Annotated in this window: 22 protein-coding genes; all 22 read left to right on the forward strand. The window is 48.1% G+C overall.

From position 1 onward, the window contains the following. Positions 1-10: 10 nt before the first annotated feature. The 22 genes from EOO49_RS12810 to EOO49_RS12915 all read left to right on the forward strand — a co-directional run bounded on the left by EOO49_RS12810 (position 11) and on the right by EOO49_RS12915 (position 21,956). Positions 11-808 carry a hypothetical protein gene (locus EOO49_RS12810; RefSeq protein WP_290846286.1) on the forward strand — a complete coding sequence of 266 codons (798 nt, stop codon included), beginning with the start codon at positions 11-13 and terminating at the stop codon, positions 806-808. A 15-nt stretch (positions 809-823) separates the two neighbouring features. Then, a complete protein-coding gene (locus EOO49_RS12815; protein ID WP_290846288.1) occupies positions 824-1,288 on the forward strand; it encodes a DUF4280 domain-containing protein in 465 nt (154 codons plus the stop codon). 3 nt (positions 1,289-1,291) lie between these two features. Further along, positions 1,292-3,829 (forward strand): hypothetical protein, encoded by a 2,538-nt coding sequence (locus tag EOO49_RS12820; protein ID WP_290846290.1) that lies wholly within the window; start codon positions 1,292-1,294, stop codon positions 3,827-3,829. Beyond that, positions 3,830-4,531 (forward strand): hypothetical protein, encoded by a 702-nt coding sequence (locus tag EOO49_RS12825; RefSeq protein ID WP_290846292.1) that lies wholly within the window; start codon positions 3,830-3,832, stop codon positions 4,529-4,531. It abuts the gene before it with no gap. After that, complete coding sequence (locus tag EOO49_RS12830; RefSeq protein WP_290846295.1) at positions 4,528-5,166, forward strand: hypothetical protein; 639 nt, start codon at positions 4,528-4,530, stop codon at positions 5,164-5,166. Before EOO49_RS12825 ends, EOO49_RS12830 begins: the two co-directional genes overlap by 4 nt. 199 nt (positions 5,167-5,365) lie before the next feature. Then, complete coding sequence (gene tkt / locus EOO49_RS12835) at positions 5,366-7,366, forward strand: transketolase (protein WP_290846296.1); 2,001 nt, start codon at positions 5,366-5,368, stop codon at positions 7,364-7,366. A gap of 3 nt (positions 7,367-7,369) precedes the next feature. Continuing rightward, the gene (locus EOO49_RS12840; protein WP_290846298.1) at positions 7,370-7,825 is read left to right on the forward strand and encodes an RpiB/LacA/LacB family sugar-phosphate isomerase; all 456 of its coding nucleotides are present in this window, start codon (positions 7,370-7,372) and stop codon (positions 7,823-7,825) included. 19 nt (positions 7,826-7,844) lie between these two features. Beyond that, the gene (gene gndA, locus EOO49_RS12845) at positions 7,845-9,251 is read left to right on the forward strand and encodes an NADP-dependent phosphogluconate dehydrogenase (protein WP_290846301.1); all 1,407 of its coding nucleotides are present in this window, start codon (positions 7,845-7,847) and stop codon (positions 9,249-9,251) included. 30 nt (positions 9,252-9,281) lie between these two features. Then, positions 9,282-10,802, forward strand: coding sequence for a glucose-6-phosphate dehydrogenase (zwf, locus tag EOO49_RS12850; protein WP_290846303.1), 1,521 nt, complete (start codon positions 9,282-9,284; stop codon positions 10,800-10,802). 1 nt (position 10,803) lies between these two features. Further along, positions 10,804-11,547 carry a 6-phosphogluconolactonase gene (gene pgl, locus EOO49_RS12855; RefSeq protein WP_290846305.1) on the forward strand — a complete coding sequence of 248 codons (744 nt, stop codon included), beginning with the start codon at positions 10,804-10,806 and terminating at the stop codon, positions 11,545-11,547. A gap of 595 nt (positions 11,548-12,142) precedes the next feature. After that, on the forward strand, positions 12,143-13,006 hold the full coding sequence (locus EOO49_RS12860) for a hypothetical protein (RefSeq protein ID WP_290846306.1): 864 nt from the start codon (positions 12,143-12,145) through the stop codon (positions 13,004-13,006). Between the two features lie 52 nt (positions 13,007-13,058). Then, the gene (locus EOO49_RS12865; RefSeq protein ID WP_290846308.1) at positions 13,059-13,754 is read left to right on the forward strand and encodes a hypothetical protein; all 696 of its coding nucleotides are present in this window, start codon (positions 13,059-13,061) and stop codon (positions 13,752-13,754) included. Between the two features lie 31 nt (positions 13,755-13,785). After that, on the forward strand, positions 13,786-14,745 hold the full coding sequence (locus EOO49_RS12870) for a hypothetical protein (RefSeq protein ID WP_290846310.1): 960 nt from the start codon (positions 13,786-13,788) through the stop codon (positions 14,743-14,745). 32 nt (positions 14,746-14,777) lie between these two features. Beyond that, complete coding sequence (locus tag EOO49_RS12875) at positions 14,778-15,110, forward strand: hypothetical protein (protein ID WP_290846312.1); 333 nt, start codon at positions 14,778-14,780, stop codon at positions 15,108-15,110. A 1-nt stretch (position 15,111) separates the two neighbouring features. Further along, on the forward strand, positions 15,112-15,708 hold the full coding sequence (locus EOO49_RS12880; RefSeq protein ID WP_290846314.1) for an STM3941 family protein: 597 nt from the start codon (positions 15,112-15,114) through the stop codon (positions 15,706-15,708). 68 nt (positions 15,709-15,776) lie between these two features. Further along, the gene (locus EOO49_RS12885; protein WP_290846316.1) at positions 15,777-16,340 is read left to right on the forward strand and encodes a hypothetical protein; all 564 of its coding nucleotides are present in this window, start codon (positions 15,777-15,779) and stop codon (positions 16,338-16,340) included. Between the two features lie 73 nt (positions 16,341-16,413). Beyond that, the gene (locus tag EOO49_RS12890; protein WP_290846318.1) at positions 16,414-17,634 is read left to right on the forward strand and encodes an ankyrin repeat domain-containing protein; all 1,221 of its coding nucleotides are present in this window, start codon (positions 16,414-16,416) and stop codon (positions 17,632-17,634) included. 25 nt (positions 17,635-17,659) lie between these two features. Continuing rightward, the gene (locus EOO49_RS12895; protein ID WP_290846320.1) at positions 17,660-18,274 is read left to right on the forward strand and encodes a hypothetical protein; all 615 of its coding nucleotides are present in this window, start codon (positions 17,660-17,662) and stop codon (positions 18,272-18,274) included. Between the two features lie 81 nt (positions 18,275-18,355). Further along, positions 18,356-19,027 carry a hypothetical protein gene (locus EOO49_RS12900; protein WP_290846322.1) on the forward strand — a complete coding sequence of 224 codons (672 nt, stop codon included), beginning with the start codon at positions 18,356-18,358 and terminating at the stop codon, positions 19,025-19,027. Next, on the forward strand, positions 19,024-19,593 hold the full coding sequence (locus tag EOO49_RS12905) for a hypothetical protein (RefSeq protein ID WP_290846323.1): 570 nt from the start codon (positions 19,024-19,026) through the stop codon (positions 19,591-19,593). Before EOO49_RS12900 ends, EOO49_RS12905 begins: the two co-directional genes overlap by 4 nt. 100 nt (positions 19,594-19,693) lie before the next feature. After that, positions 19,694-20,233 carry a hypothetical protein gene (locus EOO49_RS12910; RefSeq protein ID WP_290846325.1) on the forward strand — a complete coding sequence of 180 codons (540 nt, stop codon included), beginning with the start codon at positions 19,694-19,696 and terminating at the stop codon, positions 20,231-20,233. Between the two features lie 760 nt (positions 20,234-20,993). Then, complete coding sequence (locus EOO49_RS12915) at positions 20,994-21,956, forward strand: L-histidine N(alpha)-methyltransferase (RefSeq protein WP_290846327.1); 963 nt, start codon at positions 20,994-20,996, stop codon at positions 21,954-21,956. The last annotated feature ends 8 nt before the right edge of the window (positions 21,957-21,964 follow it).

Consider the following 21,964-nt stretch of genomic DNA (forward strand, 5'->3'; position numbering starts at 1 on the left):
CAGACAAAAAATGCTTTACACCGACAGCAAATATGACTTTCTCGACCGCGACAACTGCATCCGTTTCAACGGATCGGCTTTCGAGAGGACGTATGCCGTCGAGATGTTCATAGAAGAGAACGAGAATTCCAAGACGAGGATTTCGCACAAGGCTTTCGTGAAGGTGCTAGAAGTCAGGAACGACGCTTATCTGGTATCGGTCGTGCTTTGGAATTTTTTGATAAACGACCGAGAGCCAGATCTGATCTTGGAACAATTGGCGCAAAAATGCCGTCGTCCGATAGAGAATCTCGAGTTTCTGGTGAACCGCAAATGGCAGATAATCGGTCTTGAAAACCACGATCTTATCCTCGAAAGCTGGCAAAAGACCAAGAAAAGGGTTGAGCAGGAATATTCGGGTGACATTTTTGACCGATACGTTTCGGCTCAGGATCAAGTGATAAGAAACAAGCAGGTTTTGCTCGAAAAATTGAAGAAAGACGTCTTTCTGACGCAGTATTTCAGTCCGGTTTACGACTCGGCTTTCAGCAATTTCGCTTTCAGCGCGACCGAAAATCTCAAAGTCCTGAATCTGGACTATACGGTCGATGTGGTTTTTTTGTTGTCCGATGAAAAACAGCACGAAAACCTCAAGATCCTCAAGACGTTGGACGCTAAAAGCCCGAATTTACGAGAGATGCCAATAGAAAGTTACAATTCGGAATACGAACTCGACGCGAATTCGGCCATCAAAAGCATCCGCGGGAAATTTGCCAATCACGGCCGCAAATTCAGTTTCAACATCAATCAGGACAACAGCGCAGCGTAACGAAAATCAAATGGTATGTCAGAGAAACACTTAGTTTGCCACGGCGCTTTATGCAAGTGCAATTTTGGTACGTTGCCCGACAAACTCTCGGTAAACACGCACCAAAAGGAATACATAAACGATTCGAAAGGCGCACAGAAACGCATCGCAACAGACAAGGATATCGCCAAGACTTTCGAGAAAAACACGTTCGGAACCTGCGCGAAATTAAACAACGCACCTTGCCAGGTGATCGTCACCGAATGGAAAGGCTTTTACGAAAAGACGACGCTGAACAACGGCGGAAAACCTTTGCTCGAAGATTCGACGGCGACTTGCCCGATCGGCGCTCCGGGTTGCATTTCGATCGTTTTCCACGGACAGGTCGCCCAAGTGAGCAACGCCAATGTCGACAACGCCAAACCAGAAACTATGACGGCACTGAATCCGTTGGTTGGCAAAGAAGCACTTACAGAAGACAACACACCCGACTATTATTGAGATATGAGAGGTATTGCAGGCATAACAGGAAACAAATCGCCTTTGGTTGGGCAAGACGCTTTTTATGAAGTGAGCAGCCTTTATCCGGGAACGGTCATAAGCGATTACGGTCAGGTGAAATGGAAGGTTTTCAGACAGGCCAACGGAAGTTGGGTCGAACTCAAAGGCACGCTCAAGACCGGAAAACGCGTTTCGTTCAGTTTTCCGCAGAAATGGTACGGACAACAATTGCTGATTGAAGCTTTTTTGTCCAATCCCGAAAAAAAGTCGCCACCGGGAATCGTGATCCGTCCGGTTTTGGGTCCGAAGAAAATCAGGGAAATCAAGATGCGCGACGTAAACGGCAATCCGCTTGCGCAAAAACCAAAATACGGACAAAGCATCCAGGCGCAAATCGTCACTGAAAACATGCTTGGCGATACTTTGAAACTCAGTATCTGGGAACGCGACACGATGAAAAGCACCGGACACGACCCAAACGGAAACGTGCGCTTGTGGTCAGGAACTGTGCAAGTGACCGAAACCGACGGCGTGGCCAAAAAGAACATATTGCTCACGCCGGCGATGATGACGGAAGCCAACAAAAGTTACTTCGAAGGCGGAGAACACGAATATTACATGGTCGTCCAGGCCGACAACACCCAATCGAAACATTCGTCCCAAACGCTCGCGGTGCAAAACGAGATCGTGCTTAGCAAAACCTCGCGCAATCCGGCACAAACTCCGGCTGCGACGCCCGCCGAAACCTTGTCATCTTTATGGGAACAGGCCAAATTGAATGTATTTAACGCATTGGGAATCAACGAAATGCCGGCCACGGGTCAAACTGCGACGACAGTGAACCAAAGCGGTCCGACGACGAATTGCGGTCAGCGGTATTGTATCAAAGTCGGCGATAAAAGCGAGGTGGTTCGCGAAATCAACATCCGCTTGTCGGGCTTCGGCGGAAATATCCCAACAGACGAATTCACGACAAGAACCGAAACCACGATCAAAAATTTCCAGAAAGACTACATGAAGATCTCGCCTACGGGAAAAGTGTGCGGGAACACGCTCAAGGCCATAGATGAGTTCGGGACCAAATACAATTACACGTTTTCGCAATCGGCTTGTACCTGCGGCGTTTGTACGGGATATGGCGACGGCAGCAACAAAGGCGAATACACGGGAACGACGCATACTGAAATGTACCACAAATATGAATATCCAGGCATTCACAGAAGCATGTTCTGGGCGTTGAAAGCCTTGATGTTCTACATGGAGAAAGACGGCGGGACTTATACCTTGAACAAGATCAGTTCGGGTTACCGATGCCGCGAGGACAACCGGAAAAACGGTCGCAGTTCCACCAACCACATGGGAAAAGCGCTCGATCTGCACTTCAACAAAAATGGCAACAGAACGCGTGAAGTCGCCGATATCGAAGCGATTCGTGCCGACTTTTTCGTAAAATACCTCGGAGCGCAATACTCGTGGCCGGCCGCGAACAAATTCAGTCTCGAAACCACGGCCCAAGGCGCGAACACTTGGGTGCATTATGACGTGAGAAGTTTTGAGGCCACGCACCTCGAGGACAAATATTTCGCCAAAACCGACGCGGCCGTAAAAGGAGAACCGATGACAGCGGTCGCGGTGAGCAACAACTTGGTTCAAACGTGCCAATGCCAGGGCGAAGGAAACAACGCCGCCGCCGAGACGCCCTTGCAGACAGGCTGTTTCTGCAACACCGACATTACCGAACAAGTGCTCAAGGATTTGGGGATTTCGGCAGCGCGCGCCACAAAATATCTCGAAGATCTCAACAAGACCTTCAAGGATTACTCGATCACGACCTGTTTGCGAAAGTCGCACTTTTTGGCGCAATTGATCCACGAGTCGGCATCGTTTGTCTACACAGCCGAAACTGGCGTAGCCGATACGGAATACGGCGGTTTTAAAGGCCGCGGCCTCATCCAGATCACGGGCGAGACGAATTACACGAACTACGGAACTTACGAAAGCCAGGATTTCACGTCTTCGCTCGAAAACAAGAAGAAAATCGAGGAATTGCCTTATTCGGTGCGCTCTGCGGGTTGGTATTGGACCGAACTCAAAAGCCTCAACGAGAATGCCGACGCCAACGATCTGATCTACATCACGAGAATCGTCAACGGCGGACTCAACGGCTATGACGACAGGCTCGACCACATCAAGAAAGCGTTCGAGAAGATTTACAACCTGTGCAAGAACGACACGGGCAAAACCACAGATTTCCCGTTCGCCGATTCGAAAGCCTACAACGACAACCGCGGTTCTTTCGCTTGGGGATTGTGGCACGATCCAGGCTTGGCCAAAACCGGCTGTACAAAAGACAGGGACAAGGCCATCGCGGGCTACGAGCGGTTTATCGCAAGAGTTCCCGACACTTTCTCCGAGACGAATTGGTACAACATCAAGACGATTGCCGCTTTCGCCGATCTGAAATACACGCACGCCGGAAAGCAATACGTAAAAGTGCTTGATGCGGCCAAAAAGCGTTTGGAAGCCTTAAAAAATCAATAGATGAAACGATTTTTGGTGCTATTTTGGCTCATTGCCTCGGTTGGAATCGCCAAGGCGCGCAGTTTTCCGTTATCGAAATGGCATCGGACGGAAAACGAAACCACTGTCGATTCGGTATTTTTTTCGGTGAAAAGCCTGTGCAATTTTTCGGTCGAATTCACATCCGACAGGAAAATCAAGGCGATCATAAACGGAAAAACTTACGTCGGAAGTGCATCGTCCAACAAATTCACGAAGGGTTTTTTCGACTTCACCCAAAACGGATCGATCGTTTTCACTTTTACGACCGAACCCGGAAAGTTGCTTATCGTGAACCAACAGTACCAATTTGGTTGCGAGTCGGCTAAAATTGTCGAACTTTCCAAATTGACATCGGACGCAAAAGCCAGAAAAGACTTCGATGAGTATGCCGATTTCAATTCCGATTTATGGCAGAACACGACGGCCGTAAACGACAAAGCGTATTATCTAGGCGAACTCAAATTGTACGAAACCGCGATTTATGTACTGGAGAAAGTCGTTTCCAAAAATCCCGAAAGAGCGGTTGCCTGGCTCAATCTGGGCGATTATTTGTGGGAAACCAAAAACTCCGAAAACGCGAAAAAGGCATATTCAACTTATGTGTCGCTGATCGAACAACAAAAGAAAAGCGCGACCAAAATACCCAAACGCGTTCACCAAAGACTAAATTCCACACCATGACAACAACAAAATTCCTATTGGTCTCGCTCTTGATCGGGCAACTTTTTTTGTCGGGCTGCAAAAACGAATCGCCCGCCAATCCCGAAACCGTCGCGACATCGCAAGACTCGATCCCGCAATCCAAACCTACGCAAGACGCCGTAAATCCTGAAACGCCTCTCGCCGACGACACTTATGAAAACGACAACGACAACGGAGGCGAGGCTTGTTTCGAAAAAAGCGATTTCGGTCTTCCTTACGACCAAACTCTGGATCCGTCGAAAGCCAAGTATAAAATCCTGCCTTGCGAAGTTCAGGGCGTCGAGGATTTTTTGTGCAACAGTCGCGGTTTACGCTACATTGCGCTTCCGAAATTCCAGGACGTAGACGTTGTTTTGGTTCCTATGGATTGCGGCGATTTCAAATACAGATACGTCTTGCTGACGATCGTCCACAAAAACGTTGTGGCCAACCAATATGTGGAAGGCGAGTGGTATGAGCCCGGAGATGAATCCTACAAGGAACTTACCAAGTTTTCCATCGACAAGAACTACAAGATTTCGGTTGTGACCAACAGCGTCGAGAACGGAAAAACGGCGTTGAAGGAAAAACTTGATTTCCAGCTTTTGGCCAGTGGCAAACTTCAGAAGCTTTAGGCTTGTCAGCCAGACGACAAATCAATTTTTCTAAAGCCAGCGCAATCGATTTCTGTTAATTTGGGCGAGAAATCGGCTTCCAAATGCCATCGGTTTCCCGATATTTTATCACGGAAAACCAACTTGCAACGTTAAATTTATCAAACCACTTTGCCACTATCCGCGAAGCAAATGTTAACTTTGGGTACGATAAATCAATATGGCACAACTACACTTTTCCGCAACAGACGAACTGGCCGTCAATACGCTTCGATTCTTATCGACAGACATGGTCCAGAAAGCAAATTCCGGGCATCCCGGCTTACCTTTGGGCGCGGCGCCGATGGCCTACGTGCTTTGGAGCCGCTTCCTCAAATTCAACTCGAAAGCGCCTTTCTGGCCAAATCGCGACAGGTTCGTGCTCTCGGCCGGACACGGATCGGCATTGCTTTACAGCTTGCTGCACGTTTACGGTTACGATTTGCCGATGTCCGAACTCAAAAAATTCAGGCAATTGGGTTCCAAAACGCCCGGACATCCTGAATCGACTTTGGTTCCGGGAATCGAAGTCACGACCGGACCTTTGGGACAAGGCTTTGCCAATGGGGTAGGCGAGGCGATTGCGGAGGCTTTCCTTTCGGATAAATACGGAAGCGAAATCGTCGATCATTACACTTACGCGATCGTGAGCGATGGCGATTTAATGGAAGGCATTGCGTCAGAAGCGGCGTCATTGGCCGGACACCTCAAATTGGGCAAGCTGATTTACCTGTACGACGACAACCTGATCTCGCTCGACGGACCGACAAGTCTCGCGTTCACGGAAAATGTTCCGGCGCGATTCGAATCTTACGGATGGCACACCATTACGGTCAAAGACGGGAACGATCTGGCCGAAATAGAGGCCGCGATACTTGCTGCGCAAAAGGAAACCGACAAACCGACGTTGATTTCGGTCAAGACGATCATCGGTTTCGGAAGCCCGCAACAAGGCACGAATAAAGTCCACGGGAATCCGCTTGGCGAAGAAAATCTCAAGAAAACGAAAGAACATTTCGGATGGAATCCGGACGAGACCTTTTTTGTACCGACCGAAGCCAAAGCGCTGTTTGACAGCCAAGCCGAAAACGGCAAAAAATCTTATGCCGACTGGCAATCCAAGTTCGATTCGTATTCCAACTCAAATCCTGAGAAAGCTTCCGATTTCCAAACGAGCTTTGCCGGAAAACTTCCCGAAAACTGGGATAAGGATTTTCCGGCATTCAAAGTCGACGAACCGATCGCCACGAGAGAAGCTTCGGGAAAAGTGTTGGAAGCACTAAAGAAAAACGCGCCCTGGATCATTGGCGGTTCGGCCGATTTGGCGAGTTCGAACAGCACGCCCGGAAAAGGCGAGGACAGTTTCCAGCCTCAAAATTATGACAAAACCAACATCTGGTTCGGCGTTCGCGAACATGCTATGGGCGGAATCCTTAACGGAATCGCGTCACACGGCGGAACGCGCACTTACGGCGGAACTTTCCTCACGTTTTCAGATTATATGCGAGGCGCGATTCGACTTGCGGCCATGACCGAAGCACCCGTTACGTACATTTTCACGCACGACAGCATCGGTTTGGGAGAAGACGGCCCGACGCACCAACCGGTAGAACATGTAACGGCTTTGCGTGCGATTCCGAATCTTACGGTAATCAGACCTGCCGATGCGAACGAAACCGCCGAAGCCTGGCGCATCGCGATCCAACGCGAGAAAGGTCCGGTCGCTTTGATCCTGACGCGTCAAAAACTTCCCATCATCGACCAACAGAAATTCGCATCAGCGTCAAATGTCGCCAAAGGTGGCTATATTCTTAGCGATTCCGAAGAAGCACCTGAGATCATCTTGATCGCAACGGGTTCGGAAGTGCAACTGATTCTCGCGGCACAAGAAAAACTGAAAAACGAAGGAATATCGGCGCGCGTGGTGAGCTTGCCGAGTTTCGAACTGTTCGAAAAACAAAGCAAAGAATACAAAGACAGCGTTTTGCTGCCGTCGAACCACAAGCGCCTGGCCGTCGAGGCCGGAGTGACGCAAGCCTGGTACAAATATGTCACGGCCGAAGGCGACGTCATCGGAATTGACGGTTTTGGAGAATCCGGTCCCGGTGATGAGGTTTTGAAACACTTCGGATTCACCGTAGAAAATGTGTACAACAAAGCCAAAGCGCTTTTTGCAAAATAAGGTATGAAGATAGGAATCGCAGCCGATCACGCCGGATTCGAACAAAAGCAGATCGTGCTCCGGGAACTTCGCGACGCCGGCTTCGACGTTGAGGATTACGGCGCTTTTTCCTACGACGCCAACGACGATTATCCCGATATCATCGTTCCGTTGGCCGAAGCGATTTCCAAAAAAGAAGTCGAAAAAGGAATCGCGATTTGCGGAAGCGGCGTTGGTGTCTCGATTGCCGCCAATAAAATCAAAGGCGTCCGCGCGGCGCTGATTACCGAAAATTATTCGGCACACCAAGGCGTCGAGCACGACGACATGAACCTGCTTTGCCTTGGCGGAAGGGTTTTGGGCGCAGCTTTGCTTTCAGAACTCATCCAGACTTTCCTGAATGCAAAATACGATGCAGGCGAGCGCTTCCAACGAAGGCTCGACAAGGTCATCTCACTTGAAAACAAACAAACACGATAATAATATAAAATATCATCCAATGAATCAATACGATTTTGGGACTGTGGGACTTGGCGTCATGGGCAGCAACATTTTGCTCAACGTCGCCGATCACGGTTTCTCTGCAGCCGGACTCGACCTAAGTCCGGAGAAAGCTGCCGCATTCGAAGCCGCCGCACAACCCGGACAATCTGTTTTCGGGACCGTTTCTGCCGAAGCTTTCGCCAAATCACTCAAAACCCCAAGAGCGATATTGTTGCTCGTTCCGGCCGGAAAACCCGTAGATCTTGCCATTGAAAGCCTTTCTCCGTTTTTGGAAAACGGCGATATCGTGATAGACGGCGGGAATTCGTTTTTCACCGATACCAATCGCAGGTTTTCCGAACTCAAGGAAAAAGGCATTCACTTTTTCGGAATGGGAATTTCGGGAGGCGAAAGCGGTGCGCGTTTCGGTCCGGCGATGATGCCCGGAGGCGACAAATCGGCTTACGAAAGATTGCGTCCGATATTCGAGGCGATCGCGGCCAAGGTCAACGGCGATCCTTGCGTAGCTTACATGGGCAACGGATCGGCCGGGAATTATGTCAAAATGGTGCACAACGGGATCGAATATGCGATCATGCAATTGATTTCGGAAACCTACGATTTGCTCAAACGCGGACTTGGCGTGGCCGATTCCGACATCCAAAAACTGTTTTCCGACTGGAACGAGGGCGAACTCCAATCGTTCCTGATCGAGATTACAGCCGAAATCCTCAAGGTCAAAGACGAGGAAACGGGCAATTTGCTAGTAAATGTGATATCCGATTGGGCGCGTTCGAAAGGCACGGGAAAATGGACGTCCCAAAACGCGATGGATTTGCAGGCGCCGGTTCCGTCGATCGACTCGGCTGTGACGATGCGGAATCTTTCGGCACACAAACAACAGCGCTTGCAAGCTTCGGAACTTCTCAAGGTCGTTGCATCTGGCGAAAAATACGATATCGCGAAATTCGGTGAATCGCTCAAGGACGCTTACTATTTCGCGATGATCAACATCTACGCACAAGGTTTGGCGCAACTCACGATTGCCTCGAAAGAATACGGTTATGATATCGATCTGGAGCAAGTGACCAAAATTTGGAGAGGCGGTTGCATCATTCGCGCGGCTTGTCTGGAAAACTTCCGCGAAGCGTTTGCCACGAATCCTGAATTGCAGAATATTTTGTTGGACGCGAACATCGCCAAAACGGTACTTGATCGTCAAAACGGAATGCGTGAAATTGCGAAATTGGCCATTGAAAAAGGCATTCCGGTTCCGGTTATGCTTTCTTCGCTGAGTTATTTCGACGGATACAGAAGTGCCGTGCTTCCTACAAATTTAATCCAGGCGCAACGCGATTTCTTCGGAGCACATTTGTACGAACGCACCGACAAAGAAGGTTTCTTCCATACGATTTGGGAATAACTGCGACATTTTTAACAAACAAACACGACAATGCCTTCCGCTAAACAGACAAACCCAACCATTATCGTCATTTTTGGCGGTACCGGAGATCTTGCCAACCGCAAGTTGCTTCCGGCTTTCTACAATTTATATCTCGACGGATGGATGCCCGAGAAATTCGCCTTGATCGGGCTCGGACGCACCAAATTGCACGACGACGAATATGCCGATCATCTTTTTGAAGGACTTACGCAATTCTCGCGCAAAGGAAAACCCGATGCCGAAAAATGGGCGGCGTTCAAGGAATCGGTGAGTTATTTCGTGTCCGATATCAACGACCTTGACTCTTACAAGGCGCTTGCCGCGAAAATGGACGCGATCGACAAACAATGGGGATTGAGGGCCGAACGCCTGTTTTATCTTTCGGTTTCCCCTCAATTCATCGAGGCCGCGACGGTCAACATCAAGAAATCGAAACTCGCCGACCATCCCAAAACCGACCGGATCATCATAGAGAAACCGTTCGGACACGACAAGGAAACGGCCATAGAACTCAACAAGTTGCTCATCAAGACCTTTGATGAACAACAGATTTACCGCATCGACCATTATCTCGGAAAAGAAACGGTTCAGAATATTCTCGCTTTCCGTTTTGCCAACACGCTTTTCGAACCGCTTTGGAACCGCAACTACATCGACTACGTGCAGATTACCGTTGCCGAAGAAGTCGGTGTTGAGGAAAGAGGCGGCTATTACGAAGGCGCCGGAGCGTTGCGCGATATGATCCAAAACCATCTTTTGCAGATTCTGTGCATGGTCGCCATGGAACCGCCGGTTTCTTTCGACGCAGAGGAAATCCGGAACCGCAAAGTCGACGTTTTGCGCGCCATTCGCCGAATCCGTCCCGAAGAAGTGCACCGTTACGCCGTGCGCGGACAATATGACGCGGGTTGGATACAAGGAAAAAAAGTACAAGGATATCGCGAAGAGCCGCAGGTTGACGAACGCTCGAACACCGAAACTTTCGCGGCAATCAAATTCTACCTCGACAACTGGCGCTGGCAGGATGTTCCGTTTTACTTGCGCACGGGAAAACGCATGCAGGAGAAAATTTCTTCAATTACAATACAATTCCGTCCTGTTCCGCATTCGACATTTTCCAAGACGCAGGAAGACAGCCTCATGGCAAACCGATTGACAATCAACATCCAACCGTCGATGGACATCCGACTGCGATTCATGACCAAAAAACAAGGTCTGGAAATGAACCTGAATCCGTCGGAGATGATTTTCGACTACGACGCCTGTTCGACGCAAACGCCCGAAGCTTACGAAACTTTGTTGCAGGACGCCATGCACGGAGACACGACATTGTTCATGCGCTCCGACCAGGTCGTCGAAGCCTGGGACGTGATCACGCCAATTCTCGAAGCCTGGGAAACGCGCGATTCACTCGATTTCCCGAATTACGCAGCCGGAACCTGGGGACCGGAAAGTGCCGAGGCGCTTATCGCAAGACAAGGACACGTATGGTCGCTGAACGCGCATACGACACAAAAAAAGCACAAATAAAATGATCCGAATATTCAAAGATCCTTCGGGATTGAGTACGGCAGCGGCCGAAATCTTTGTCGCCGCTTCAAAAAAAGCCATTGCAGAAAAAGGAAAATTCACCGTTGCCTTGACAGGCGGATCTTCTCCGGCGAAACTCTACGAATTGTTGTCCGGGCCGGAATTCACCGAAAAAATCGACTGGCAAAAGACCTTCGTGTTTTGGGGAGACGAAAGATGGGTTCCGATCGAGGACGAAAAAAGCAACGCGGGCGCGGCTTTCAAGGTTTTGCTCGACAAGATCGACGTTCCGAAGCAAAATATTTTTCCGATGTTCAAAGCCGATGCAAAGCCCGAAGAAAGAGCGACGGAATACGAAAATTTGTTGCGCGAACACTTGGGTGCGTCCGGCGAATTCGACTTGATCCTTTCGGGAATGGGCGACGATGGACACACGGCCTCGCTTTTTCCGGGAACCGCGGTCTTGCACGAAAAATCGAAATGGGTCGAGGCCTATTATCTCGAACCGCAGCAAATGTTCCGCATCACTTTGACCGCGCCTTTGCTCAACAAAGCCAGGCAGAATGTGGTTTTGGTTTTTGGCGCGAACAAAGCACACGCTTTCCGCGAAGTGATTTCGGGCGAGCGCAATCCTGAGAACTATCCTTCACAACTTTTGAAACCCGATTCAGGCGAATTGATCTGGTTGACCGATGAAGCGGCCGCAAGTGAATTGCCTTCGGATACTGAAATTACAATAGGGTAAACTCGTTTTTACCGACATTTCTTTTACGGACACAACCAGAATACGTTGCAAATTGCGCGTGTTTCGGTTGTGTCCGTTTCGTTTTTGATCGGCGGTAAGAGCATTGCTCACTTTCGTCTGAACGGCTGAAATTCAGGCAAATCGTTTTTTAAGCCGGTTTCAGATGTTGTCCTTTCACGAATATCATCCGAAAAGTAACGCCAATACACCGGAAAGTAGCGTTTGTACATCGGTTGAAATTTTACCGCGTGAATAATCTAGTTTTGGTTTTCGTTGAGAAATTGGAATAAGGACGAATTATTAACAAATTACAAAAACCTGTTTTTTTAATACCTGCACTATTCTATGTTTGCAAGATGTACCGCTTTTTTTACTAAAATTTTCAGAATGCCCAAAATTTTACTTTCCGGATCCAGTTTGTCCTTTACAACATCCGATCAAATATTCCCAGTAGTTTCAAACCGTCGGGGCAATCTCGAAAAGAGATTTCTATTTTGAACCAACTTCACTTTTTTACGCATTTTCCCAATCAGCGAAAGTCATCTTCTTTCGACAACGATTCCGTGTCTCAGTTAATCATCCAAAAATAAAAATCATGTCATCAACCATTTGCCGATTCAAAATCCTGGAGACCGAAACACGCGTGCCAAGTCCGCAGGAAATCGTTGAACGCTGCTACGACAATCGCGAAGACACGTTCAACGGTTGGTGCAAGGACATGGGAATCGCGCTTTCGAAAGATGCCGTCGACAGGCGCGTCAAGGTTGATCGCTTTGTCGAATTGGTTTCGGAAGCTTACAGAAAAGACGGTTCGGGTTTCCTCGATGCTTTCGTGAAAAAAGACTTCTACTACATCGAGCTTGTCGATACTCTGCGCAAATCTTACGAATCGCAAGGCGTGCTTGAAATCGTTTCCTATCACACCTTGTTTTGGAACAACCTCTTCGCTTCTTTGGGTTATGCCGATTACAAACCGGCCGAAGTCACTGAAATCAAGGTAGAGATCGCGCAAGTCTATCCGGGAATCAACGTATTTCCGAAGTACACCATAAACGACACCGTCACAAAAAGGATGGAACGTCATTTTCTTACGCGGATTTTGTCTGACATAGAAAACAACGACGCAATCGCAAATTGGTTCGGGGCGACGGGAAGCGACCTTGCGCCGTCAGACAACTCGATGCACATCAAATCTACCGATCGCATTGGTGCCGACGGCATCGTTTGGGGTTTCCAGCGCGGGAAGGATTTGATCGCAAAACCTGACAACGCCGCCTTCCGCAAGAAATACAAAGACGCTTGGTGGCTCGAGGAATTGCCTACCGACATTGACGAAGGCGACCAAGACTATCCGATAAAGGTCGTGGAATATTCGGTTTTTGTGCATCCGAAATGGTTTCCCGAAATCGACAAGATCGTTGCCGGAAAACATATCAACGACAGTACGGCCTACTATTGATGGCCAATGAAATTCTGATTCTAGAATCTGCTACGTTAACGCAAACCAAAATATGAACACAAGAAAGGAAATCGAATTCAGGCCAACGACGAACCCTGAAGATTTCGCAAAAGCCGTCGTCGATCTCGCCAATCCTGAAGATGTCCTGACAGACACGACGCTTCTCGACAAGCAAGTCCTATTGCCAAAAATAAGCATGCCGGGTTATCTGGCCGACCCAAAATTCGAAGGTTTGACGTTCCATTTCGTGATTACACCAATCTTCAGTGATGTGGTCGACTTCAGATTGACCGAAGACAACAAATACGAATTCCTGAGTATGGACGGCAAAACTTTTGACGAAATGTCAGAAGAGTTCCTGGCCGATTGTGCCGACGAAATGGAGCAGGATTTTGATGAGCGCAATGAGGAGACGACTTACCATTTGCCAGCCGACGAACACTACGATGGTATCGACATCCAGATTGGCGCGCCTTCGTGGTGTCAGGAAAAATTCCAGCGCCAATTGGACGATGCTGAAATTGAAGCGCTCGAAGCCCGCCAGGAAAACGGGGAAGTTTTCGATTATTGGTCGTTTGATTTTGACTTCGGATACGAAACCGATTACACTGATCCCGGGCTTCAGGACGAAAACGGCGATGCGCTCGAATTCGTGGCGCAACTCAATGAAGGCGGCGCTTTCGGCACTTATTATCTTTTCTATTCGCCCAAAACGCGATTGGTGAGACAATTTTTTCTCTGCACATAAAAAAATCAAATAACCAGTAATCCCTATAAAAATGAGCTTTTTTAAGAAACTGAAAAACATGGTCGGCGACACAGGTGTTGCGCTTGATTATATCTACGTGGAAAATCCGTGGCCGTTCTATGATCCTATGATCAAGGCGACGATTCGCGTCAAAGCCGAAAAAGACGAGCTTACGATCGTTTCGGTAGTCGGGACGTTTTACGCCAAACGCACTGTCGACGGAAGCGAGCAGGAAATGGTCTTGGGTCAGGATCACATCACGCCCGATAATTGTTACAGCGAAACCATCGACGGCGTCAAGCAAAAACAGGTTCCAAGAAAGGTGGCAAGCGGACGCGAGGCTGACTTCGGACTTTTCGTAAAAGACATGAACGTTACCGACTTGCTTGAAAAATGGGGCGCGGGCACTCCCGAATTGGCCCAGAGAAACGGCGTGACTTTCTTTCTCAAGACCGAAGTCGACATCAAGGAAACCGTCGGGCTTTTTGATCCTACGCACGAAGTAGAGATTGAGGTTTGGGACAATTTCGTCGAGCGTCAACAATGGCTCATGGAAGAAAGGGAATACGACGAAAAACGCCGATTGGAACAGGAAGCCGAGGAAGCGCAAGACAAAATCGACGAGGTCGAGGACGCGAAATTCCAGTTTTCCCAGGCGCAACTCGACTTGCTGAAATCTAACAATCTCGAAACGGAATTGGAACTTTTCGTGGACGGATCGGCAGACGAATTCCACAACCTGATAAGAATGCACAAAAAAATCGTGCGCCTCACTGACGATTGGGAAGACGAGACGAAAATCGGTCTTTTCACGATCGAGGAAGTCAACGGCCAACGCGATCTGCAATTCGCAAACCCGCAGGATTGGGAAGGAATTCCGATCGAAAAAATGACCTATTCGCTCAAAAGCCTTTCGGATTCGGGCGAGATCGAAATCCTGAGACAAAAATCGATTTATCCGCTCAAGGACATCGCTTTGTTCAGACAATAAGCTTTTATCGGATTTAAACAATCGTAATCACAATGTTCTGGATCGTCTGGAAAGGGAAAGGCATTTTTGTTCCCATCATTTTTTTTGCCGTCTTGTATGCTTATTTCTATGTGTTCGTGAGCGATCCGTCAGAAAAAGTCATCAACTCGAAAGGATGCGCGACTGCTTTGGTCATAACCGGATTGCTGTGCTTTTTGCTCGCACGGCGCTGGAAACGCAAATACGGGCGCGTCTATTTTGACGAAAAGAAAAACCGGGAAATCGTGGTGCGTCCGGATCATTCGTTCTATTTGCTCAACGTTTATTATTGGTCATTCATCCTGACCGGCTTGGGCTTGCTTTGTTTTTATTTTATCCTTTTTTAGCATGACGAACCAGAATTTTATTGAAACCGCGCGCCATAGTGGCCAAATCGAGAAAGGCACGAGGAATCTGATGATTTTGATGGGCGTGCTCGCCGTGGCCATGATCGTATCGGGCCTTTTTTACGAAAGTCACACCGCTGTTTACCAGTATGTAAAAAGCGGCGATTTGACGCGCAGAGGTTGGCCGGCAAGCGTGCTGCAATATTCGGCGATTTTCTTTTGCGTGTTTGCGTTTTCGCTGTATTACATCCGATGCAAGCAGGACCTCAAAAAACCGGCCCTGGGCTTGACCGACGAAGGATTGTTCATCAACCAGCAAACGCTTAAGAACACGTTGGTGGAGTGGGATAACATAGAGAAAGTCGAGATCCGTGGCCACATTTCGAGTCCGGTGTTGCGCGTGTTTTTCAAAGATGTCGATGCCTTGCTCAAAAAACAGCCGTTTCCGTTCAAGTCCATCTCGAAGGCTTCGCTCAAAGCAGATCCGAGTCTTGGCATCTCAAAACACGAGTGCATCGGCGATCTGGTCAGGTTCTTCGATTTCATGAAGCAGAAAGGCGTCGCATCCGAGGAAAAAATGGCGGGAAGAAACCAATAACGGACAATCGAGCCATTTGGAAACAACGCATCCAAAACCAATAAACTGAATTTTTAAAACCAATAAACATGAAAAAAAAGAACCTGCTTGTCTTGACGGCAATCGCGGCACTTTCCATTACGGCTTACAGTTGCAACGGAAGCAAATCGGCGGAAGGCGCAACTGCGGAAGAAAACGCAACCCCTGAAAAACCACTTGTATTCGCAGAATTCGTCGATCTCGACTTGAGCAGCTACGGAATTCCGGTGGTGACAAAAGCGCCAAAAGATGCCAAAGTCATCAAAAGCACTACCGAAGGCGAGATTTTCGTCTACGGCGGCAAAGCGTTCAAGCTGACTTTTATGCTACGCGAGGGAACGGCCGAAGAATCGGTGGGGCAAATCAAGGAAATGACTGGCGACAAGGAAATGAATCCGAGCTTCGACAAGTTCGTGACCGAAGATCCGACCGGTTTCATAAAATCGAACAAAGAAGGCAAACTTTCCTTCACATACGGCGTGACCACGGGCGAATCGTCGGTGATCATCCAGGAAGGCATGACATACGATCAATCGCCGGATCAATTCACCGATTACAGCCCAGCCGACGTCAAGTTGATGTATGAGGCGGCAAAGGCGTCGGTCGCAAAATAAATCACCGAACATCTTAGTTTTTTGAACCTCGGACACAAATGCTGTCCGGGGTTTTTACCCAAACCAACCAGACATGGACAGCAACAAAGAACTCGTAATCGCTTCAGAGACAGGCGATCTTGAAACCGTAAAGCAATTGCTCGCCAAAGGTGCCGATGCGAGTGCGATGGGACCGAATTCCGGCGCTTTACATTGCGCGGCATCGAACGGCCATCGCGAAATCGTGCGGCTTTTGCTCGAAAACGGATCCGATCCGAACATAGCCGACAACCAATCGTTTTACCCGATTCACTTGGCGGCGGCGTTCAAACGCACCGAAATCGTACAGGATTTGATCGATCACGGCGCAAAACTAGACGTAGTAACCTCGAGCCTGGGAACTTTGCTTCACGTGGCGGCTGCGAACGATTTCTACCCGATATTCGATATTCCGCAAATGAAAAATGCGCCCATCGAGGCAAGGGATCACGAAGGAAAAACGGCATTCAATGTGGCCGCGGCCTTTGGCAGTTATTGGATGGGAAGAAAACTTTTCGAAGCAGGAGCAAAGGTGGACACAGTAGACGACAACGGTTACACGCCCTTGCTGAATTTGCTCTCGCGTCTGGACGATGCCAAAATCGAACATTGGCAGTCGACCGGATCCAATTCTGGCGTCGACGTCAAATATGAAATCAAGAACGGTTGTTTCCGCTACATCAAACCTTTCAAGGGCGGCGCGGACGAATTGGGGCGTGTGCTTTCGTTGCGCGACCAGTATGACATTTCGTTTTACGATTGGGGACCGACGCAGCACCGCGCTTATGTCGACTGCATTTATTTTGTCGAATATCTCGTCAAGAAAGGCGCTGACGTCAATTTCAAAGCTTCGAACGGCAATACGCCCATGATCATGGCGTGCTCGGCGGGCGACGGGGAAACGATCGCGATCCTGGCAAAAAAAGGTGCAGATTTCAACGTCAGGAACGAAAAAGGCACGATGCCTTTGCATTACGTTTCGAGAACCAAGCGCCTCGACGGCCTGAAAGCCTATTTCAAACACAACGAAAATGCCGACGCGAACGTGTTGGACGCCAAGGGATGGACGGCCGGACATTACCTCGCCGACATGGGCGGACACGCCGAAATGGCCAAACTGTTGATTAAAAACGGGCTCGACGTAACCATCGGAAGTACACAGGAATTTGCCGGAGTCTACCCAATCGGTGTGACCGCGAAAGCAGTGGCCGAACATTGGAACGACGACGAAATGGCCACGCTGATGACTCCGAAGAAAGATAAAACCAAAGTCTGAAACTGCAGATTACAACCAGAGAATCATGTCAAAATCAAAACCGATCGGCCTTAAGCGAACGACCAAAGCCGAGCCTGTGGAAAATGTCATCGTCGCATTTCCCAAACCGTCCGACGTGCTCGCCGAACCCAAACATTTCGAGCAAAAAATCGCGTTGCCACAGTTCAGTATTCCAGGAAATTTCATCAAGCCGGAGTTCGCTGATCTTGTTTTCCATTTTATCGTGACGCCGGTTTTTCTGGATTATGCCGATTTCCGCTTGACGGACGACAACAAATACGAGATCGTGTCTTACAGCGAAACCAGGATTTCCGAATTCGACGCGAAATTTCTCGAATGGTGCGCTAGCGAGATGCACGACAATTTTTACGGATACGAAGACGAACCGACGTATTTCGAACTGAATCCATCAGAAAAAGACGGGAGCATTTACGTGGGTGGCGAACCCATTTGGGACCAAACCACATACGAAAAAGAGCACAAACGCAAAACCGACTATTCGCTCGACATCTTCAAGGACGAAAATGGTGATGTCATGGAATTCATTGCGGCGCTTTATGATGAAAATATTTTTGGTTCCTACAACCTTTTCTATTCTCCCAAAATGCGTCTGATCAGGCAATTTCACCAATCGACCTAAATCAAAATTTTGACAATGGCATTTGCTGAACAATAACATTAATACGCCCGTAAAACAATCGGGTAAAAGATTTCAAAGATTATGAAGACATTTTTTAAGATCGGATGCGGAGCGATAGTGCTATTGTTGGCCGTCGCTTACGGATTCTATTATTACGAAACCGGTGGCAGCAAGCCAAGCCAATCGATCAAATTTCTCAATACCGGCAAGGACGAACGGTCGGTGACTTTCGAAATGGTAGGAAAAGACGGAAAACTGCTGGACGGCTATTACGCCAACAGCAAGGTCAAGCCGAACGATTTCAAGATCGAGGAAGTGCAGGCGGGAAATTACAAGATCAGGATTTGGGACGCAGCCGATAATCTGGTAAAGGAAATGGATTTCAAACTCACGCTTCCGGATCCGAACAAATCGAATTACGAACTGCTGCGCTTCGACTTGGCGCAGGACAAAGTTTTCGTGATCGTAAACATGAACAGTCTGTACAAAGGCAACGATATCGCCGAACACATGTCGAAAGCCATGGGCACGCAACGCAGCGGTTTGACTATAGCAAAGGCATACGACGGACAAAAACCGTTTATGCTTGACCCAAATATCACGATGCGCAATGTGGTCGACCTCGAGGATGATTTTCCGGATAGGGTAAGTTACGGCAATACCGTCTACGCAATATTTGCCGTGCCAAGATCGTTGCCCGAAGGTCAGCTCGATGCGAATCTGATGGAACAAATCTCAAAAAAGACAGAGTGAATCCGCAAAAGTACGATCGGTTGCAAGCGCTAGGCAAGCAAGCTTATCTCGATGCGTTGGACGAAATCGGATGGTTTGATTTTCCGCAGAACAATCGCGCGCAAATCGAGGCCAAAATCAACGAAAGCGATTCGGATTTGTATCTCAGTTTGCACCATTTGCACCTTTTTGCCGAAGATTTCGAGTCGGATGAAGGATTCGTGGACGTGATCGAAAAGTTTCAGGCAATTGCGGGAATCAATTTCCAATCTGTTGATTTCGATTTCGACGAAGCGGAAATGGAATTCAAGATCACCGCGGCCGTCGACGGGAAAACCATCACTACGTGGATCGACAGAAGTGAGTATCCGGTTTCCGAAATCGAGCAAACGCTGAATCATCTTCTCGACAACTCCGGATCCGAAACGCATTTCGTCTGGCTACCGCTGGAAAGCGAGCTCCTTTTTTACGTTTTCGTGCCCCACGAACTCTATATGAAAGCGGTCAAAAAAGGAGTCATTCCTCAGGACGATCAGTACATCGAGGCTTTGTATGACGAATACGACATAGACGAAACCAAACCGTAAACCCAGAAATGCGAACAGCTGGACGAACTGATCGAAGCTGTCGGATCTGCCAGCAAAGGCGATCAATTGATTTCAAATTAAAAACCAAATAATTTTCAGTATGAACCAAACCGAAATCCTTTTGCAAAAACGCCAAGCCAAATTCGTCCTTTACCTGATGGCCGGATTTTTCTGCGGCATGATAACCATTTTTTCCCTGATCGGGCTGATCGCCAATTTCGACTGGTTCGTGCTCGCCGTGGCAGTCATCACGGGCAGTTGCTTCGCCATTGTCGCGACCCGACTCATTCAATTCCTCACTTACAGCAACGCCTGGCTCGTGGCAGAATCTGACGGATCTATCCTGCGTTTCTACAACAAGAATCAGGCAGGCAAGGTTTTCAACACGTCCGAGGACATCGATCTTGCGAAGGTAAAATCGTTTTACGTCATCAAGAAAAGAACGCGCTATCTCATGTACAATTATTCTTTCGGATACGACAAAGGCGGCCTGATGTCGCGCGAATCGGTGTCGGTTTTCCCGTCGCTGTTCGAAGCCGGACGCCATGAAATGGAAACCGTGCTGCATTTTGTCAAGTCGGCACGTCCTGAAATCGAATTGGGTTATGAGAACATGTTCCAGAAATTCGCCAAGCGCTAATTTTGAACGGATTGCCAAATTAGTGAAAAGCATAACTAGTCGATAAAATTCGGCGGAAAACACGATCTTGTTTTTGGATAAGATTTTTGTTTTCCGCTTTTTTTTATCCGATGCAGCAAAAGTAACCGAAGCTCGAGGCCAGTCTAAACTTTTCTCAGCTTCTCAATGGCTTTTAATTCTTGCTACTGATTTTATTGATCTAACCGCGAATTAGCGAATTTTATAGCAAGCCGAATCTTCGCCAAGCACCGGCTTGTACTTTTTGATGATCGAGAACTAAAGGGGATTTTGGTTCAGAACATCAGTCAGAAGTGATTTGCGATTTTTGAGTTTCGGATTGGTGGATTTTTAGGTTGAAAAAGAATATTACAATATTAGGATTCAAATACTTAGCTGTCGTTATTTCCGCTTTTTGTTTTAGGGATTTGAGTTGAAAGTTGGCAGATTTGTAGGATTTTGTTGTGTTTTGCGTTAAATTCTTACAAAAAGGACCACCCTGTCAGGGTTATAAACCCTGTCACTGTTTTAAACGGTGACAGGGTTAAATTTTAGGTGGATTTAAAAGGAATGGAATCCGCGAATTCGCAGTTAAAATTATTTCAAAGCAAGAATCTCTATTTGTAGCTTCGCATCGCAACTTTTCCGAGTTCACAAAAACTGAATCCGTCAACAAAAACATGGGAATGTTGCAAAGCACCGCATAAAATGGACTTGGTTGATTTCGTACCTTTATTGGAACACATAAAAATACCGAAGCCAAATGAGCGGATGTACACTTACAGTTCAGGATACGAAATTCTACAATGACGCGATTTCCGGCCTCTCCGGATTTCCCAAACAACTTCCTTCAAAATACTTCTACGACGCAATAGGCGACAGGCTTTTTCAGGAAATCATGAATTGCGACGACTACTATCTCACGAAATGCGAGATGGAAATCCTCGAATTCCAGACCACCGCCATCGTCGAATCCATTTCGGCAGACGATTATTTCGAACTCGTCGAACTCGGGCCGGGAGATGGTACGAAATCGATAAAACTGCTCAAGCAACTCGCGCACAAAAAAGCCGATTTTACTTATATTCCAATCGATATTTCGCACAGCGTGATCGACAATCTCGAGGCGTTGGTTTCCGATGCGCTTCCGCAGGTGAAAACTTCGGGCATGAACGGGGATTTCTTCGACATGCTCAGCCAGCTCAGGGATTCAAATGGCGCCAGACGCGTCATCTTGTGTTTGGGCGGAAACATCGGGAACATGACCGTTTCCGAAAGCCATGCGTTTTGTGAGAAGTTGCGCCAATCGCTGTCAAGCGGCGACAAAGTCATCTTCGGATTTGATCTCGTGAAGAATCCCGGAATCATCAGAAGAGCATACGACGACAGCCAAGGCATCACGAGCCGTTTCAACCTGAATCTGCTCGAACGCATGAACCGCGAGCTGTGCAGCGATTTCGACGTGGAAAAATTCGAGCATTATTGCAATTACGATCCAGAAACCGGATCGTGCAAAAGTTATCTGATCTGTCTCGAAGACCTCACTGTGCACTTTCCGGAAACCAGCATCTCGTTCAAAAAGGACGAATACATCTACATGGAAATCTCTCAAAAATACAGGCTTTCCCAAATCGAGGAAATGGCGCAAAAAACGGGCTTTAAGCTCGACCGCAATTTTTCCGACAGCAAAAAATGGTATGTAGATTCGGTATGGGAAGCCGTCTGACGTAACAA

Source organism: Flavobacterium sp., assembly GCF_004295795.1.
In the GTDB taxonomy this organism is placed as follows: domain Bacteria; phylum Bacteroidota; class Bacteroidia; order Flavobacteriales; family Flavobacteriaceae; genus Flavobacterium.